General features: G+C 41.9%; 14 protein-coding genes. 11 read left to right on the top strand and 3 right to left on the bottom strand.

The window, feature by feature from the left end; all coding sequences use genetic code 11:
* The 9 genes from G5B43_RS02160 to G5B43_RS02120 all read left to right on the top strand — a co-directional run bounded on the left by G5B43_RS02160 (nucleotide 1) and on the right by G5B43_RS02120 (nucleotide 11,220).
* Complete coding sequence (locus tag G5B43_RS02160; RefSeq protein ID WP_165293060.1) at nucleotides 1–1,128, top strand: glycosyltransferase family 4 protein; 1,128 nt, start codon at nucleotides 1–3, stop codon at nucleotides 1,126–1,128.
* Nucleotides 1,125–2,243: a glycosyltransferase gene (locus tag G5B43_RS02155; protein WP_165293059.1), complete on the top strand. Its 1,119-nt coding sequence runs from the start codon at nucleotides 1,125–1,127 to the stop codon at nucleotides 2,241–2,243. The genes G5B43_RS02160 and G5B43_RS02155 overlap by 4 nt, the downstream gene beginning before the upstream one ends.
* A 72-nt stretch (nucleotides 2,244–2,315) precedes the next feature.
* Nucleotides 2,316–3,425, top strand: coding sequence for a glycosyltransferase (locus G5B43_RS19590; protein ID WP_165293058.1), 1,110 nt, complete (start codon nucleotides 2,316–2,318; stop codon nucleotides 3,423–3,425).
* Nucleotides 3,426–3,442: 17 nt separating this feature from the next.
* Nucleotides 3,443–4,231, top strand: a complete 789-nt coding sequence (locus tag G5B43_RS02145) for a polysaccharide biosynthesis/export family protein (RefSeq protein ID WP_165293057.1) — start codon at nucleotides 3,443–3,445, stop codon at nucleotides 4,229–4,231.
* A 13-nt stretch (nucleotides 4,232–4,244) separates the two neighbouring features.
* Nucleotides 4,245–6,617 carry a GumC family protein gene (locus G5B43_RS02140; RefSeq protein WP_165293056.1) on the top strand — a complete coding sequence of 791 codons (2,373 nt, stop codon included), beginning with the start codon at nucleotides 4,245–4,247 and terminating at the stop codon, nucleotides 6,615–6,617.
* A gap of 12 nt (nucleotides 6,618–6,629) precedes the next feature.
* Nucleotides 6,630–7,106 (top strand): adenylyltransferase/cytidyltransferase family protein, encoded by a 477-nt coding sequence (locus tag G5B43_RS02135; RefSeq protein WP_165293055.1) that lies wholly within the window; start codon nucleotides 6,630–6,632, stop codon nucleotides 7,104–7,106.
* Complete coding sequence (locus G5B43_RS02130) at nucleotides 7,106–8,020, top strand: capsular polysaccharide synthesis protein (RefSeq protein WP_165293054.1); 915 nt, start codon at nucleotides 7,106–7,108, stop codon at nucleotides 8,018–8,020. Before G5B43_RS02135 ends, G5B43_RS02130 begins: the two co-directional genes overlap by 1 nt.
* 699 nt (nucleotides 8,021–8,719) lie before the next feature.
* The gene (locus G5B43_RS02125) at nucleotides 8,720–10,051 is read left to right on the top strand and encodes an ammonium transporter (protein ID WP_240904692.1); all 1,332 of its coding nucleotides are present in this window, start codon (nucleotides 8,720–8,722) and stop codon (nucleotides 10,049–10,051) included.
* 143 nt (nucleotides 10,052–10,194) lie between these two features.
* Nucleotides 10,195–11,220, top strand: coding sequence for an outer membrane beta-barrel protein (locus G5B43_RS02120; RefSeq protein WP_165293053.1), 1,026 nt, complete (start codon nucleotides 10,195–10,197; stop codon nucleotides 11,218–11,220).
* An 88-nt stretch (nucleotides 11,221–11,308) separates the two neighbouring features.
* On the opposite strand, the gene G5B43_RS02115 is transcribed toward G5B43_RS02120, so the two are convergent.
* Nucleotides 11,309–11,740, bottom strand: a complete 432-nt coding sequence (locus tag G5B43_RS02115; protein ID WP_165293052.1) for a tail fiber domain-containing protein — start codon at nucleotides 11,738–11,740, stop codon at nucleotides 11,309–11,311.
* Between the two features lie 595 nt (nucleotides 11,741–12,335).
* A complete protein-coding gene (locus tag G5B43_RS02110) occupies nucleotides 12,336–12,818 on the bottom strand; it encodes a regulatory protein RecX (protein ID WP_165293051.1) in 483 nt (160 codons plus the stop codon).
* 86 nt (nucleotides 12,819–12,904) lie between these two features.
* On the opposite strand from G5B43_RS02110, the gene G5B43_RS02105 reads away from it, so the two are divergent.
* Together G5B43_RS02105 and G5B43_RS02100 are read left to right on the top strand one after the other, a co-directional pair.
* The gene (locus tag G5B43_RS02105; RefSeq protein ID WP_165293050.1) at nucleotides 12,905–15,334 is read left to right on the top strand and encodes a bifunctional UDP-N-acetylmuramoyl-tripeptide:D-alanyl-D-alanine ligase/alanine racemase; all 2,430 of its coding nucleotides are present in this window, start codon (nucleotides 12,905–12,907) and stop codon (nucleotides 15,332–15,334) included.
* A 15-nt stretch (nucleotides 15,335–15,349) separates the two neighbouring features.
* On the top strand, nucleotides 15,350–15,943 hold the full coding sequence (locus tag G5B43_RS02100) for a DUF502 domain-containing protein (RefSeq protein ID WP_165293049.1): 594 nt from the start codon (nucleotides 15,350–15,352) through the stop codon (nucleotides 15,941–15,943).
* Between the two features lie 5 nt (nucleotides 15,944–15,948).
* Here G5B43_RS02100 and ppk1 read toward each other — a convergent pair whose 3' ends face one another.
* Nucleotides 15,949–18,015, bottom strand: a complete 2,067-nt coding sequence (gene ppk1 / locus G5B43_RS02095) for a polyphosphate kinase 1 (protein WP_165293048.1) — start codon at nucleotides 18,013–18,015, stop codon at nucleotides 15,949–15,951.
* Between the last annotated feature and the right edge of the window lie 161 nt (nucleotides 18,016–18,176).

Below are 18,176 nucleotides of genomic sequence, written 5' to 3'. Positions count from 1 at the left end.
TTGAACATCACGTATTGTATTCTCGGTATGTATAATTCCGGTGGCATGGAACGTGTACTGGCGAACAAGGCAAATTACCTTGTTGCGCAGGGGCATAACGTGTCTATCATCACCACCGATCAGCAAGGGCGGCCATCGTACTTTCCATTGGATGCCGCCATTCGGGTATATGATCTGCATATCAACTATACGGACGATAATACAGCAGGATTAGTAACGAAATTGTTCGCTTACAGGCGAAAGCAAAGACTGCACAAACAACGATTGGCGCAGCACTTGAACCAGTTGAAAGCGGATGTCGTCATCTCGATGTTTGATCACGATACCTCTTTTCTCTATAAAATAAAAGATGGCAGTAAAAAAGTTCTGGAGATCCATTTTTCGCGCTACAAACGCTTGCAATATGGCCGAAAAGGGTTATGGCGTATAGTGGATACTTTCCGCAATTGGCAGGATAAATGGATAGCGAGTCGCTATGATCGTTTTGTCGTATTAACCGAGGAAGACCGTAGCTATTGGGGTAAACTTCCGAATATAGCCGTTATTCCCAATGCGAATAGTTTTATTCCTGTGGCACAGGCTGATGTTGCCCATAAACGAGCTATTGCCGTGGGACGATATGATTATCAGAAAGGTTTTGACGAATTGATCACGATATGGGGAGAGGTACATCAACAATATCCCGACTGGAAACTGGATATTTTTGGAAAAGGTCCCTTAGAAGAGCAGCTGTGCTTGCAGATTCGTGGGTTAGGATTGGAAAATACGGTACGTCTACGCCCGCCTGTTCGGGATATTGAAAAAGCGTATTGTCAAAGCGGTTTATTGGTGATGACCTCGCGTTATGAAGGATTGCCCATGACCCTGTTGGAGGCGCAGGCTTGTGGTTTACCGATGGTAGCTTACGCGTGTAAATGTGGTCCCGGAGATATTATACAAGATGGCGAAAGCGGTTTCTTGATAACGGAGGGCGATAGAGACATGATGGTTGCACGATTGATACAGTTGATGGAAGATGAAGATCTGCGCCGGAAAATGGGTGCGAAAGCGAAGGTGATATCTGCGAACTTCACGGAAGATAAGGTCATGCAGCAATGGTTGAATCTTTTTAACCGGTTAATGTCATGAAGACAATCGTCGTATCTGCCGTGAATATCGTGGAAGCTGGTCCATTAGCTATTCTACGGGACTGTTTAGGTTGCCTTTCGCAATGGGTCGCGCAACAGCAAGGAGCGTATAGGGTAATCGCCATTGTTTATAAACGGAAACTGGCAGATTATCCGCATATCGAGTATATCGAAACTCAATGGCCGAAAAAAAGATGGATAAATCGGTTATGGTATGAATATGTTTCGTTGCGGAAGGTTTCGAAGAACATTGGAGAAGTGTATTTATGGTTTTCTTTACATGATACGACGCCAACAGTAAAAGCGGAGCGCAAAGCTGTTTACTGCCATAATGCACTTTTTGGTTATCGCTGGAAGTTGCACGATTTATTTTTTGCACCAAAGTTGACGCTGCTCGCCATCTTGACAAAATATATCTATCGCCCCAATATCCATCGAAATGATTATGTGGTGGTGCAACAGGAATGGTTTAGAAAAGCGATGCATAACATGTTTGCAGTAAACCGGAATAAGATTATCGTTGCACCGCCTACAGAAATAAAAGCGATTCAACGCGCCACAAATACAAGCCAAGGAAAGGTAAAGTCATTTATTTATGCGGCTTCGGCGAATATTCATAAAAATTTTGAAGTCATCTGTCGAGCCGTGGATATCTTGGAGAATCAGTATGGTATCACTGATTTTCAGGTCTATCTCACCGTACGTGGGGATGAGAATAAATATGCCCGATGGTTGTATAAAAACTGGAATAGGCTGGCAGCGCTCCGATTTATAGGTTTTTTGCCGAAAGAGAAGCTACTCGACTATTACGATACCTGTGACGGACTTATTTATCCGTCTAAGGTCGAGTCTTGGGGTTTGCCTATTTCCGAATTTGCTCTTTATGGTAAATATATGTTATTGGCTGATCTGCCATATGCACATGAAACAGCGGGAGGTAGCAACCATGCTGCTTTTTTTGACCCGGATTCGCCAAGAGCATTAGCGGAAGCGATGAAAAAGCTGATACAAAGTGATGACAGCTTGTTTAAGCCTGTACCGCCTGTTGTTATGACAGAACCGATAGCAGAAGATTGGTCAGTGTTGTTTAACTATCTGATAAATAATGATGAATGATAAATGGATAATGGTGAATGGAACGCTGAAGACAGTTAAGGACTTACAAATCACGAATTAACAATTGACACGGTGAACATACTACAGTTAGGCAAATTTTATCCCATACGCGGCGGCGTGGAGAAAGTCATGTACGATTTGACGCTTGGTCTATCCGAGCGAAAAGTGTATTGCGATATGCTGTGCGCGTCGACCGAAGATCATCCCGCAGAAACCATTTCGCTAAATGCTTATGGGGACGTTATCGTGCTGCCTACACGATTGAAGTTGGCGGCTACAATGTTAGCGCCGAAAATGATTTCGAAATTGCGTCGAATCGCAAAATACTACGATATCATACACATCCATCATCCCGACCCGATGGCTTGTTTGGCCTTGTTTCTTTCTGGCTATAAAGGTAAGGTGGTTTTACATTGGCATGCGGATATACTGAAGCAAAAGACCCTATTAAAACTTTATGCACCGTTGCAAAGCTGGCTGATTAAGAGAGCAGATGTTATTGTAGGAACAACACCCATATATGTCGCAGAATCTCCTTTTCTACAAAAAGTAAAGCACAAAATAGACTATATCCCAATTGGTGTTTCACCATTGAAGAGTGATAAGGAGGAAGTAGCCCGTATTCGGGAACGGTATGGACATAAACATTTAATTTTTTCGTTAGGACGGCTGGTCGAATATAAAGGATATGAATATTTAATTCGGGCAGTAGCGGATTTGGATGATAGCTTTCATCTTCTTATTGGAGGTAAAGGGCCGTTAAAAACATCTTTGGAAGCTTTGATACAGGAATTAGGTGTGGAAGATCGGGTGACGTTGCTGGGGTTTATACCGGATGAGGAAATAGCCAACTATTACGATGCCGCAGACATCTTCTGTCTAAGCTCGATATGGAAAACAGAGGCATTCGCTATCGTGCAGATCGAGGCGATGTCCTTCGGAAAACCAGTTGTTTCTACGCATATACCAGGTTCCGGCGTGAGTTGGGTGAATGAGAACGGTACCTCTGGTTTGGTGGTGGAAAAAGAAAATCCGGAGGCGCTGGTAACAGCGTTTAAAAAGATAGCGGCTGATCCGCAATTAAAACAAAGCCTGTCAGAGGGAAGCAAAAAACGCTACGAAACATATTTCACAAGAGATAAAATGGTAGAAAAGGCTTTGGAGATATATAAACAAGCATAAAACAAAAAACGATGAATATGAGCAAATTTACTTTATTGACCTGGGTATTAGCCCTAGTATTGTTAAATGGGTGCATCGTACCCAAAAAAGTAGTGTATGTAAAGGATATGGTGCCTGATACAGCGTATATGGCGATGGAAATGTTGCCGCTGCGTTTGCAAAAGGACGACCGTATTCAGATTGTGGTGAGCGCCAGTGCGCCGGAACTCGCTGCACCATTCAACGGAGGAGCCGGCAGTTTTCGTGTAGAGAATGATGGTAGCGTATCAACTGTGGTAGACCGTACCAACGGCAGCTATATGATCGATTACAACGGCAATATTGATTTTCCGATACTGGGTACGCTGCATGTAGAGGGATTAACGGTGGACGAGGTCAGGGAATTAATCCGTAGCACGCTGATTTCCAAAGAGTACATTACCAACCCAACCGTGAAAGTAGAGCTGTTGAATTTAAAAGTCAGTGTCATCGGAGCTGTCGGAAGCCAGTCGGTATTGGATGTATCAGAAGCCAAGATCACTTTGTTGGAAGCCATTACGCGTGCCGGCGGATTAAATGTTGTAGCTGACCCACAGTCAATTTTGGTGATCCGGGAAGAAAACGGCGTACGGAAGAAATATGTAAACGACATCGAATCCAAAGCTATTTTCGATTCGCCGACCTACTATCTGCGGCAAAATGACATTGTATATGTAGAACCTAAGACGGCTGTCATGACACCGCGCGAACAACAAACGAGACAATATATGTCGTTTGGTATGAGTTTGTTAGGTATTGGTTTGACCTTGTTCGCTTTATTAAAATAATAACAAAATAGAAATGCGCAGTAATCAATACAGCGGTAGGACCGCTAACGAGAAAAACGAATATTCGATCAATGTGGTAGATATAGTGAAGTATTTGCTTTCCAAGTGGAAATGGTTTGTCCTGTCTATTCTGGTATTTGGTGCAATTTATTATTACCAATATAATAAATCACCGTTTATTTACCGCAGTGCGGAAACGGTCATGATCAAAACGCCGGCAAACACACCGGTAACTGCACGGTTGACACGAACAAGTGCCGCGAATACGGTGAACGTAAAAAGTGAAATCCTGCAGCTTCGTTCCAATGAACTGATGCAAACTACCGTGGAACGTGTTGGAGCCGAAACGGATTACCGGGTGCGTGCGGGCTTACGCTACAATGAACTGTACACCACCAGTCCGGTGCAGGTGAGCATGGAAGGAAAGTCTGCCGACAGGTTTGAGCTGTTGGTGACACCCTTGGACAAAACACATGTACAGGTAGAAGATAGACGGACGGAAAGCCAAGAAAAAGTCAAAGTACCGCTAAATCAAGCGACCAAAACACCGTTTGGTCAGATTACCATAAAGCCTACACCGTTTTATAACGAGAAGGCTTACGGAAAAACAATTTGGGTGACTAAGCGGTCTATTGTGGCTGCGGCAGGCTATTTCCTGTCGAATCTGGACATCAAACAACTGGATGGAGATGCAGGGTTGTTGCAGCTGACGATGGAAGATGCGAATCCGCAGCGTGCGGCGGCAGTGATTACAGAATTGATCGCAGTATATAATGAGGTGGCCTTGCGTGATAAAAACCAGGTAGCGGTCAACACAGAAGAATTTATACGTGACCGTTTGGCGATCATCGAAAGTGAACTGGGTTCTGTAGAATCGGATTTGGAACGTCTACAGACAGCCAATCAAGGGATGGACGCGAAGTCTGAAGGGCAAATGTACTTATCGGATAGCCGCCAGTACCAGTCGGAGCGCACCAAAATCGAAACAGACATTAACTTGGCGAATATGATGCGAGATTACCTGACGGATAAAGACGGGCAATATGAGCTGATGCCAAACAATACGGGCTTGGTGGACGCGAATGTGGAGAATCAGATTAATGAGTACAACACGATGCTCTTGCGCCGGAACCGATTAGTAGAAGGGAGCAGTACCGCCAATCCGGTAGTGGCGGATCTGGATAGAAATCTCGCTTCCATACGCGATAACATCTATGAGGCGATGGACAATGCTATGCGGGGTCTGGATATTAAGTTGAACAACGTGATACAGAAGGAACAGGCTGCACGGGGAAAAGCGATACAGGCACCGAGAAAGCAACGCATGATGCTGTCCGTAGAACGGCAGCAAAAGGTGAAAGAAGAACTCTACTTGTACTTGCTCAACAAAAGGGAAGAGAACGCGATCAACCGGGCGATGACCGATGAAAGTATCCGTATTGTTGATGCTGCTACGCGCTCGAATACGCCTATTTCTCCTAATAAGTACCGGAAATTAGTAACGGGTGTAGCTATTGGTACCGTACTGTCTGCAGCCATCTTATTGATGATGCTTATGTTGGATACCAAAGTTAGAAGCCGTCAGGATATTGAAGGCGCTTTGTCAGTGCCGTTTTTAGGAGAAATACCACTTTCTCGCAGGAAGACAAAGGATCACAGTATCTTAGTAACGGATACGGGGCGTGACCCGCTGACCGAAGCTTTCCGTATTTTGCGTACGAATATCAGTTTTATGTCTAGAGATGGAAAAGAGGCGCAGGTGATTCTGTTGACCTCCTTTGCTATTGGAGCAGGGAAAACGTTTTCTTCCTTGAACTTAGCCGCGACATTGGCCAATATGGGAAAAAAAGTTGCCGTGCTGGATTTAGATTTGCGAAAAGGTACGCTGAGCTCAAGAGTAGGGCTGAACGAAGGAAAGGGATTGAGCCACTATTTGTCCAAGTCAGATATACAAATGGAAGATATCCGTCAGACAATCGATGGTATGGAAAACTTGGATTTCTTCTCCTTCGGTGCCATTGCACCCAATCCGGTGGTCCTGCTAATGGGCCAAAGATTGGATACGCTGATGCACGAACTGCGGAGCCAATATGATTATATCATCGTTGACGGTGTGCCGATGGGCGTCGTTGCCGATGCCGCTATTATGGACAGAATTTCTGACCTCACCTTGTTTATTATTCGTGCAGGTAAAATGGATCGCAGACAGCTGCCGGATATCGAACGTATATACACCGAGAAAAAAGTTAACAATCTGGCCGTTGTATTAAACGGGATCAAACCGGGAGGAAGCGGATACGGAAGCTACGGCTATGGTGGGTATGGCTACGGTTATGGCTATGGAGAAGAAAAGAAGGGATTACGTGGTTTGTTTAAGAAAAATTAAACATTCAATAAAATGGAAGCAGAAGATAAAATAAATACGCGAAACGATTATAATCCTGGAAAGCGGATTGGAATTACATTTTCTACCTTTGATTTGTTGCACGCCGGGCATATCATGATGTTGGCGGAGGCAAAAAGACAATGCGATTATTTGATTTGTGGATTGCAAATGGATCCATCGTTGGATAGACCGGAAAAAAATAGACCAACGCAAACCGTCGTGGAACGCTACATACAGTTGCGTGGATGCATGTATGTAGATGAAATTGTTCCCTATTCTACCGAACAAGATCTTGAGGATATTTTGCGCTCTTTTAAACTGGATGTACGGGTAGTCGGGGAGGAATACAGACACAAGAGCTTCACGGGTAAGAAGTATTGTGAAGAAAAAGGCATTGAGCTGTATTATAATTCAAGAGATCATCGTTTTTCCAGCTCGGGATTACGAAAAATCGTAGCAGAAAAAGAAGCGATGAAAGGGCAGAAGTAATGGGTGTATCTCAAATACCTTTGGTAAAAGCTATGTGGAGTTATCTGCGCAAACGTAAAATCCTGGCTAAACATAAAGAAGTGGCTGCATTTTGGCAGATTATTATTGATGATTACGATACCGAAAAATTGCCGAAGTATGAAGTTTTGCCAAAGAAAACACTAAATACACATAAAATTATATGGCAATATTGGGGACAGGGATTTCAAGACGAGAACCTTCCGGAGGTCGTATCCATTTGTGCGGCGTCTGTAGACCGACATAAAGCTGATTACAAAGTTATTCGCTTGGACGATTCTTCTATTAAAGAATATTTGGATATACCCACCTTTGTGTGGGAGAAGTTTGATAACATCGAGGGCTTTAACAGAACTTTTTTTTCTGATCTGTTACGTGTGGCGTTATTGAATGCTTACGGCGGTGTTTGGCTGGATGCTACTGTTTTACTCACCGGATCTTTACCCGCTTATTTAGAACGATACGAATATTTTCTGTATCAGCGTGATTCCAATGAACAGCACAAACAATACTGGGAAAGCACCTATGCTTATTATTGGGGCTGGCATCCGGATTTCAAGGTCAACATGCTCAGTAGTATTATGTTTGCCCAAAAAAACAGTCAAATGATTGCTGTAATGCTGGATTTGATGTTGTATTATTGGCAAACACAGGATAAATTGGTGGATTATTTTTGCTTCCAGATATTGTACCAAGAACTAGTAACTGGAAAACTTGCTGATAAACGTTGTCCGATCGTAAGTGACGTGATTCCGCATCTGCTTCAAACTAAAATCAACGATGGCTGGGATTTTGTGTCTTATGAAGAAGCTTTTGCGAAGGGAAATATACATAAGATGTCCTATTTTGATGAAGATGCGATGGAAAAGTTACGGAAGTTGGTTATTAATGGGTAAAAAGCAGCTGTCTATAAACTATTTCTGATGGCGCATGGTTCAGCAACGGTTGTCGGTAAATCGGACTACTTTGATGTTTGATTTACCGACAACTTTTTTGTTCTAGAATGTTGCGAGATTAGCGGTAATCACGCGTGACGATGTCATGTGGTCTTTCGTTTTTGCTTTATTGGCGTATCGTTGAAACAAACAGGTTAGGGATTGTAGCTGGGTATACCTCGTTGCTATAAACGCTCCTTGTTTTATTTGTACATATAAACTTGCTTTTTTCTTCCCAATCTTGATATAGCTCCAGACACCCTGCGAAAATAAAACGTGAATGAATCCGTTTCGATTAATTTAATTCTGTCTGACGAGGCAAAATGACATTATTGTTGGGTAGTGGTGTTATTTTTTTATGTACAGAAATAAATTTCATCGTTAAGTGTTGTTTTTAATCGATATATATATGTTTTTTTTCTTTGTTTTTTATTTTATTGATTTCTTATTTGGTTTTTATTGGTGTTTTATCGTTAATTAATGTGTTTTTTATTGTGTTGTTTGTTGTTTTTTGTGTTATTATTGTTAAGAATGGTATTATTTTTATAATATTTTGATTTTTTTGTTGCTTTTTTGATTAGTTATATCAATATTTGTATGTTTTATTATATTAATATTAACTTTTAACCCATTTCATTGTAAAATTTAAAAATTATGGAGATGTTTACAACAAATTTGGTGGATTTTGCTAGTTGTTTCAGTGTGGGGGGTGTGTTTCCTATGCTGTCTGTGATGATGCAAGAGCCCTCTGCAGGAACGCAATCGATTGCGAACGTTTTGCTGACGACAAACAACATTTGGATGATGTTGGCTACCGCACTGGTATTTATTATGCACTTGGGATTTGCCAGTGTAGAAGCTGGCTTTACACAGTCGAAAAACACGGTAAACATCCTGTTCAAGAATACCTTGACACCGGTTTTGGGAATTGTTACCTATGCACTTTTAGGTTTCGCATTAATGTATCCTGGAGATTTTAACGGTTTTTTAGGTTTCGGCATGGAAAGCTGGGACACCATTTGGTTTAATTCCGCAGGAGCGGATGTGAGCGAAGGGTATGCCGATGGGGGCTATACTTTCTGGACGGATTTTCTCTTTCAGGCAATGTTTGCCGCTACAGCTGCTACAATTGTTTCTGGAGCGGTAGCTGAGCGGATAAAGCTGGGGGCTTATTTGACCTTTACTTTATTCTATGTCGGTGTAGTTTATCCGATCATTGGTAGTTGGAAATGGGGTGGTGGTTTTCTAGACGAACTTGGGTTTGTGGATTTCGCCGGTTCTACGCTCGTTCACTCGGTAGGAGGTTGGGGCGCCCTCGTTGGAATTTGGTTGCTCGGTCCGCGTATTGGTAAGTACAATAACGGTAAAACGAGTGAGATATCTGGATCTTCGGTGCCGCTAGCGACAATAGGTGTGTTTCTTCTCTGGCTAGGATGGTTTGGCTTTAACGGTGGTTCTGTACTATCAGCCGATCCCGGACTAACATCGCTTGTACTGGTTACGACAACTCTGGGTGCCTGTGGAGGAGCGATTGGGGGGCATTTCACGAGTATGATTGTCATGAAGCGTATCGACTTTGGGATGGTACTGAACGGCGTTCTTGCTGGCTTGGTCGGTGTAACAGCAGGTGCAGATATTATCACACCGCTTGAAGCGCTCTTCATAGGGGGGGTAGCTGGTATCTTAGTGGTATTCTCGGTAGTACTATTGGATAAAATGAAGCTAGATGACTGCGTCGGTGCAGTATCCGTGCATCTTACCTGCGGAGTGTGGGGAACTTTGGCCACCGGTATCTTCGGTGAGGGAGCATCCTTTATGTCGCAACTATATGGCGTAATAGCTTGTGGTGCTGCTGCCATTATCGGATCTTTTGTTATTTTCTACATCCTGAAAGTAACCATGGGGTTACGTGTTAGTGAGGAGGCGGAAAAACATGGATTGGATAGTGAAGAACACGGCATCCGAGGCTATACTATTCTCTTGGAAGATTAACAATTTTATTATGAAAGGGGTTAAAGAATAACGTGGGGTAGTGCTATACCCCAACGTCATCCCAAACCCAATGGTTTTATCGGCTCGCCTTTATTATATTTTGAACGAACAAATAAACGGCAAGCACCTTATGAATTACAAAAATGAAAAAAATTTTATTGGTTGCCAACCTATTGGTTGCTGGATTTATGGCCAGTGCACAAGATGCTCCACTAACCATTTCTGGATCTGTTGACTCTTATTACAAATATGATTTCTCCGGATATAAGAGTTCAGAGGGTATGGGGAATATTCCAACCTCATTTGCCAACGAGAACAACTCTATCTCACTGGGGATGGTGAATGTTATCCTTGGTAAATCGGTCGGTAAAGCATCTTTTGTGGGGGATGTGTCCTTTGGCCCACGCGGGCAACACCAATCATTGCTAAATGGTGACGATGGGAATTCGTTCCACATTCAGAACCTATATATGAGCTACGCTTTCACCGATAAGTTTTCGATGACGGCGGGGTTCATGGGGACCTTCGTCGGCTACGAGGTAATTTCACCTACGGGCAACTTCAATTATTCGACCTCGTATCTCTTTTCTGCGGGTCCGTTCCAGAATGCGGGAATCAAAGCCGAGTATGCTTTCTCGGATAAAGTAGGCTTGATGGTGGGTTTGTTTAATGACTGGAATGTTTACCAAGATTTGGACGGGGTCTCTGATTTTGGAGCACAATTATCAGTATCTCCTGTTGAAGGTTGGGATGCTTATGTAAATTTCCTGACAGGTAGCGCGGGTACAATCGTTGATTTGACAACTTCGTACCAGGCGACAGACGCCGTGAACATAGGTCTGAATGCTGCTGATATGTCTGCGTCCGGTGACGGGAATAGTGGTTATACCGGCGGAGCATTATATCTCCAATATGGATTTTCAGATGCCTTTGCCTTAGGAGCACGTGGTGAATATTATAAAGAGAAGAGCGATGGATGGGCATTTGTACCGGGTGGTGAGTCTGTTGTTGGGCTGACCCTTTCAGGGAATGTCAAGGCTGGTCCGTTGACCGTCATTCCAGAAGTGCGTTTTGACAAGGGGTCGACAAATATGTTTTACAAAAACATGAATTTGGATCCGACTAAGAATGCTTCACAGTTTTCTTTGGCCCTGGTTTATGGTTTTTAAATAGAAACGAGTAAACGTAAAGACAAAAAGCCTGACAGCGGAGTCTGTCAGGCTTTTTTACGCTTGTGAGTAAACAGGGTCTTACGCTCTATTTCGCTTTCAGTTGTTCAACCTCTTTTATCAAAGCTTCAATCTGTTCCTGCTGTTCCTTAATTGCAGCAACAAGTACAGGAATTAACCGCTCGTTATCCACGTCTTCATATTTGGCAATTTTAGTCGTGTTCTTTCCCTTTTTATACATTTTTGAGGAAGTCTCCAACATATCTGGGAATACGTTTTCGACGTCACGTACTAAAAAACCGTAATGGTTTCCCGCTGGTAAGTCTAGGCTCTTGAATTTATTTCTGTCATAATTGTAAACGATAGGATTCAGGTTTTTCAACTTTTCGGTGGAGTTTTCAATTTGTACAATGTTGGTTTTTACCTCGTCTTTCTGAAACTGTTGACCGAAACTAAGCGAAAAGGTGCCAACGGTCATGCCTAATATACAAATTCCTTTAATGATGATATTTTTCTTCATTGTAATGTTTTTTTATTAAAAATGTGTATGATTTTGCTGAAATACCGCTCGAAAAGTATACGAACAAGTCATTTCATGCAAGCTTTATTGTTTTTGAAAGCAATTTATTTTAATGAAACCCACATCTCCGCATGTGCGTGCAAAAAATATGTTCTTGCGCGGATGTAGCTTTATTATAAATGGATGGAATTATCCAATATTAGGAGGCGGAAAATGTAAGCTGATGCTAACATAAGGCAGCGGTCTGCCGGGCAAAAGATAAAAGCAATCTTTGGGTGATTGTAAAAGACACGGAGAAAAAGCTGTTTCGACTATAATTTCATCGTCTAAACTGAGTCTTGTCTCACTTTCTTCTGCATCGTTGTTTGGATCGCAAATTTGCTCGACACTCACACGGAAATCTCCCGTGATGTACGTCGAAGTAACTTGCAAACAAATCATACTTCCTAGAAGAAGAAATAGATATATTGTCCAAACCTTTTTCATCCACGACATTTAATTTTCTAGATACAAAAATACGGTTTCTAAGGGTTTAAACCTAATTTTTTTTATGTTTATAAAATATTGTTAGTGACTATTTAGTGGTACCAAAAAATCACTTTTTTTGATTTATTTTTTCAAAAATAATATCATTTTCAAAGCCTTTAGATTGCAAATAAATAGCCAATTTAGATTTCTCTGTAAAAGAAAACTCTTTCATTGGTTTATTTAACCTTTTTTCGATAGTTTGTTCTATTTTCTGGTCGTATTCATCAGGATTTATCTCCAATAAGGCAGTACGAATGAGTGGTTCGGAAACATTTTTTGCCTTAAGATGCTGTTTTATCTTGATTTTTCCCCAGCCTTTCATGCGAAATTTACCTAAAGCGTATGCTTTTGCAAATCGTTCTTCATTAAGAAAATTGTCTTCGATAAGTTGGACAATAATATTTTCCACCTCTTCTTGATGAAGCCCCCATTCATATAGTTTGTTGCGTACTTCCTGCTGGGCGCGTTCTTGATAAGCACAGTAGTTTTCAGCTTTTCTTTTAGCTTGGAGAGTCGTTAATGTTTTTTTCTGTTTCTTAAATTCGTCCATCCTGCAAACCTAAATAATTTCGTTTTTATATACTAAATAATAGTATTGTTGAAAATATTGATGAAATTTGTCCTTTACAATTTATCATGTACACACTTGCATCTATTCTTCCTTATATACATACCAAACGACAATTGGTCCACAATGCGGAACAACCGATTTATGATTTGGCTTATGACAGCCGCAAAATAAGAAATGCCGGATACAGTCTTTTTTTTGCGTTGAAGAATGTGCGTGATGGACATACTTTTATTCCAGATGCCTATCAGAAAGGTGTTCGGGCTTTCGTTGTTTCGCATGATGATATCGACACCTCGTTATACCCCGATGCGAGTTTTTTTTGGGTAGACGATGTCCTGTCAGCTTTACAAGAACTTGCACGATATCATCGCAAAAAGTTCAAAAAACCAGTTATCGGCATCACGGGCAGTAATGGTAAAACGATTGTAAAAGAATGGCTTGCTCAACTATTACAGGAAGATAAGAAAGTTTATCAAAGCCCTAAAAGCTACAATTCACAATTGGGCGTCGCGTTATCGCTATGGAACCTTTCGGATGATTATGACTGTGCCATTATTGAGGCAGGGATTAGCTTGCCGGGTGAGATGGATCATTTGCAAGCGATGATTTGTCCGGATATAGGTATCATGACCAATATTGGAGTAGCGCATGCCGACGGTTTTGCTAGCAAAACATTGAAAATAACAGAGAAATTAAAGCTCTTTAAGCATACTAAAAATGTCATCTTCCCTTCGCGCTATGGTTTTGAGGAATACCTGCCTGCCGAAACGAGCATGTTTACCTTTGGAGAGGGTGATATGGATGAGGTGAAAGTGTTGCGCATAGAAGAGAGGCGAGACGGTTGTTCGTCTATCCAAGTGAGCTATAGGCAAGAGATCGTAACTTTTACCGTGCCTTTTGTAGATAAAGCTTCGATAGAAAACGTGTTGATTTGTTTGACTACACTTTTGTTTCTAGACTATCCATTGGATACAATTCTGCATAAGTTGGGTCGACTACGTCCACTAGAGATGCGTTTACAGCTAAAAAAAGGGCGAAATAACTGCTCCATTATTGATGATACCTATTCAAATGATCTGGCGTCTTTACAAATAGCTTTAGACTTTTTGGATCAGCAGCAACAACATAAAAAAAAGACACTCATTCTATCTGATATGGATGGTTTGAATGATCATCTCGAGGCAAAGCTTCTTTCGATCCTGAGGCAACAAAACCTTAACCGGATAATTATGGTGGGTAAATCCTTAAGTCGCTTACAGGATAAACTGGGGACAATACTAGTTTTTTTTGATTCCACGGAAGAACTGATGCGAAACCTGGGAAACATGGTGTTTGAAAACGAATCTATTCTTATTAAGGGAAGCAGAAGGTTTCATTTGGAAGATGTAAGCAAATTGTTGGTTGCTAAATCACATGAAACCGTCTTGGAAATTAATCTCAGTGCATTGGAACATAATTTACAGGTGTACCGTTCGATGTTACCCCTAAATGTCAAGCTCATGGTTATGGTCAAGGCCTTTTCTTACGGGAGCGGTAGTTATGAGGTGGCAAACCTCCTGCAGTTTAATAAGGTGGATTACCTAACCGTGGCCTTTGCGGATGAAGGCGTCGAACTGAGGCAGCATGGGATCGACTTACCCATTATGGTGTTGAGTCCAGATGAGCAGGTTTTCGAAAGTTTGTTAACCTCCAATCTAGAACCGGAAATATATAGCTTTCGTATTTTAAGGGCCTTGATAGATTTTCTACGAATTCGTAAACAGAAAGCTTTTCCTGTCCATATCAAAATCGATACCGGAATGCACCGTCTAGGCTTCTTGCCCGATGAAATGGACGAGTTGACGACGCTATTATCCGCTGCTCCAGAGATTAAAGTGAAGACGGTATTTTCGCATCTGGTTGCTTCGGGCAACAAGCAGCATGATGATTTTACAATACAACAGATTTCGTTGTTCTCTTCAAGCGCAGATAAACTAGAAGAGATGTTGGGTTATAGGGTCTTTCGTCACATAGCAAATACGTCGGGTATTGTAAATTGGCCATCTGCTTATATGGATATGGTACGTTTGGGGATAGGTCTATACGGCGTGGATATGGATGGAAAATTGACACTAGAACAGGTAAGTGAGCTGAAAACCACCATTACGCAAATTAAAAAACTTCCTGCGGGTGCAACGGTTGGTTATGATAGGAAAGGACTGCTGAGCCGACCGAGCCGTATCGCCACCGTGAAAATAGGCTATGCTGATGGTTACAGCAGACGTTTCGGTGGCGGCGTAGGAGAGATGTCTATCAATGGGCAACGGGCCAGGACCGTTGGCTCGATTTGTATGGATATGTGCATGCTTGACGTCACCGATATTGCGGCACAAGAATTAGACGAGGTCGTCGTGTTTCCTGACTTGACCGAAGCGGCACAGCGTATCGGTACAATTCCGTATGAATTGTTAGTAAATATAGCTGCCAGGGTAAAGCGTGTATATTTTTATGGTTAGAAAAAATAAAAAGTAATGAGAAGAGTGTCGCAAAAACTATTGTATTATTTAATAAAGGGCACATTAGTTGCGCTACCGGTGGCGGGAGCGGTATTTTTAATCGTTTGGGTGGTAGCATCCTTAGATAATGCCTTAAATCTAACAACCCACTTTTTAGAAGATGAACAGGGGCATCCACTATATATCCCCGGCATCGGGATATTGACGGTACTCCTTATCCTGATTTTGGTCGGAATCATTTTCACAACCTTCGTCACGGAACCTATACGCGCGTGGCTAAAACGAACCATTGATAAGATTCCATTATTTAATACCTTATATTCTTCTATAAAGGATTTTACAGAAGCCTTCGTAGGTGACGCGAAGAAGTTTAACGAACCGGTATTAGTGTTGGTTAACGAAACCGGAATGAAGAAAATCGGATTTTTAACACAGCGCGACCTACATAAAATCGGACTACCAGATGAAGTTATAGTTTACTTTCCGTATTCTTATTCTGTTGCTGGACAAGTTGTTGTGGTCAAAGCGTCGAATGTGCAACGTTTAGATATGACAGCAACGGATGCTATGAAATTGGTGGTTTCAGGCGGTGTAAGTGGTATTGAGTAGCAGCTTTACGATTTATTCTTTTTTCGCAAGTATCTGTACAGTTCTAGTTGAGATCGGAACGGGGCTTCATCGTTCCGCACGTATTTATTCTCTAATTTATTGTTCAGGATACGTGCTTTCACGTTGTCTTTCAGTTGGATGTGAAGCATATCGATCAGCTCATGTTTTATTTTTTTGTTGGTAATCAGTACAGCGGCTTCTACGCGATAGTCCAGGTTACGGGGCATCCAGTCAGCGGAAGAAATATAGACTAGTTCTTTTCCTGCTGCGTAAAAGTATATCGATCGGGCATGCTCCAGATACTCGTCGACTATACTGACGGCGTGGAGTGGTGTTTTGAATTTTTTTTGGTTGACGGCGCAATAGATACCGCGTACGATCATCTCGATCTTTACCCCCGCATTGGCGGCTTCGTACATTTTACGTATAAGTATCTTATCGCTCAATGAATTAACCTTGACAATTATATGTGCTTTGTTACCAGTTTTGGCTTCGTCAATCTCGTTGTCGATCAGTTTTAAAAATGTGTCGCGCATTGTAGTTGGGCAGACCAGCAGATTTTTGCACGGTTTGAGGCTTTCAGTGAGCTCAACTTTCGGTTTTTTCAATGCAGCAAAAATTTTGTTGACATCCGCCATGATAGCTCGGTTGCTGGTCATAAAGCAATAATCGCCATAGATCTTTGCTGTTTTCTCATTGATATTTCCTGTACTGACAAATCCATATTGCCATGTTTTGTTGTCCACCCTTTTCTTAATGATACATAGTTTGGCATGAACCTTTTTGTCAGGTATACCGAGTAGCACTTTTACCCCCTCCATCTCAAATCGTTCTTTCCACATCAAGTTGTGTTCTTCATCGAAACGGGCGCGTAGTTCAAGCATAACAGTGACATGCTTACCGTTTCTCGCAGCATTAATTAAGGCGTTGGCTACTTTGGAGTTCTCTGCCATGCGGTAAATGGTAACCTGAATCGATTGGACGTGTGGATCCATCGCTGCTTCGCGGAGCAGATCGATAATAGGGTTAAAAGTATGATAAGGGAATGAGAGCAGCACGTCCTTTTTCACCAGCACATCACTTACCCGTTGACGGCCCGCGAAATCGGGGTGGTCAAATGAGCTGCGTTCGACCGCGGGTTTTTCCGATTTGAATATCTTCGGGAAGCTCATGAAATGTTTGAAGTTATGAATCTTCTGCCCAGGAATAATACTATCTTTTTTTGACAAGTTCAACTTCTTGATTAAGAAGGTGACAAGCGATGAGTCCATATCCTTATCGAATACAAAACGTGTCGGTTTACCCTTACGGCGGTTTTTGATACCTTTCTCAATTTTCTCTACCAATGTGGTGTTGATATCATTATCGATATCAAATTCAGCGTCTTTTGTGATTTTGAAAGCATGTGCTTTAAAAGTATCAAACCCGAAATAAGAAAAGATATAGGGCAGATTGAATTTGATGACATCTTCCAGGAGAATGACATGCTTTTGATCTTTCGGCGAGGGTAGTAATACAAACCGGCCATTATTACGCGTGGGATTTTCTATAATTGCAAACTGTGTTTCGTATACCCAATCCGTCTTGCGCATAGCAATACCCAAATAGAGACTTTTGTCCCTTAGGTAAGGCATCGGACGAGATTCGTCCAACATCAATGGGATGACGTTGGATTCTACTTCATCCTCATAATAGCGTCGTACAAATTCCTGCTGTGTGGCACTGAGCTCTTCTGGAGCTTTAATAAAGACCTTTTCCTTCGCCATCTCCGACTGTACCCGTAACCATATTTGGTCGAACTGCTTTTGAAGTTCGATGACCGATTCATTGATCTTATCTAGGATATACTGTGGGTTTTCGAAGAAAAATTCTTTCGACTCTTTTTCGTCCAATACCAATGCCCTCTTTAATCCAGCTACCCTGACACGAAAAAATTCATCCAAATTATTGGAAAATATAGCTAAAAACTTAATGCGCTCCGAAAGAGGCACACTCTCGTCAGCAGCTTCTTGCAGTACGCGACCATTAAAACTCAACCAACTGATATCACGCGGAATAAACCTATTCGTCATTTTTTTCTTTGCCACTGCTTGTTCGCTTTAAATATACCTTCTTAATGTGTCTTAAATATAACGAAAATATTAAATCGATGATTCATACTTTTTATGTTCTTTTTTGAGGGGGATCATGCAATTGTATTGTCCCATTCTTAACCTCTTAATGCCACATGTAA

Source organism: Sphingobacterium sp. SGR-19 (assembly GCF_011043555.1).
Lineage (GTDB): Bacteria > Bacteroidota > Bacteroidia > Sphingobacteriales > Sphingobacteriaceae > Sphingobacterium.
Note: the sequence above shows the minus strand (reverse complement) of the source record. Positions and strands in the feature narration are given on the sequence as shown.

Coding starts and splice junctions, on each gene's coding strand:
- G5B43_RS02155 (WP_165293059.1), top strand. CDS start 1,125: ATGAAGACAATCGTCGTATCTGCCGTGAATATCGTGGAAGCTGGTCCA.
- G5B43_RS02145 (WP_165293057.1), top strand. CDS start 3,443: ATGAGCAAATTTACTTTATTGACCTGGGTATTAGCCCTAGTATTGTTA.
- G5B43_RS02140 (WP_165293056.1), top strand. CDS start 4,245: ATGCGCAGTAATCAATACAGCGGTAGGACCGCTAACGAGAAAAACGAA.
- G5B43_RS02135 (WP_165293055.1), top strand. CDS start 6,630: ATGGAAGCAGAAGATAAAATAAATACGCGAAACGATTATAATCCTGGA.
- G5B43_RS02130 (WP_165293054.1), top strand. CDS start 7,106: ATGGGTGTATCTCAAATACCTTTGGTAAAAGCTATGTGGAGTTATCTG.
- G5B43_RS02125 (WP_240904692.1), top strand. CDS start 8,720: ATGTTTACAACAAATTTGGTGGATTTTGCTAGTTGTTTCAGTGTGGGG.
- G5B43_RS02120 (WP_165293053.1), top strand. CDS start 10,195: ATGAAAAAAATTTTATTGGTTGCCAACCTATTGGTTGCTGGATTTATG.
- G5B43_RS02115 (WP_165293052.1), bottom strand. CDS start 11,740: ATGAAGAAAAATATCATCATTAAAGGAATTTGTATATTAGGCATGACC.
- G5B43_RS02110 (WP_165293051.1), bottom strand. CDS start 12,818: ATGGACGAATTTAAGAAACAGAAAAAAACATTAACGACTCTCCAAGCT.
- G5B43_RS02105 (WP_165293050.1), top strand. CDS start 12,905: ATGTACACACTTGCATCTATTCTTCCTTATATACATACCAAACGACAA.
- G5B43_RS02100 (WP_165293049.1), top strand. CDS start 15,350: ATGAGAAGAGTGTCGCAAAAACTATTGTATTATTTAATAAAGGGCACA.
- ppk1 (WP_165293048.1), bottom strand. CDS start 18,015: ATGACGAATAGGTTTATTCCGCGTGATATCAGTTGGTTGAGTTTTAAT.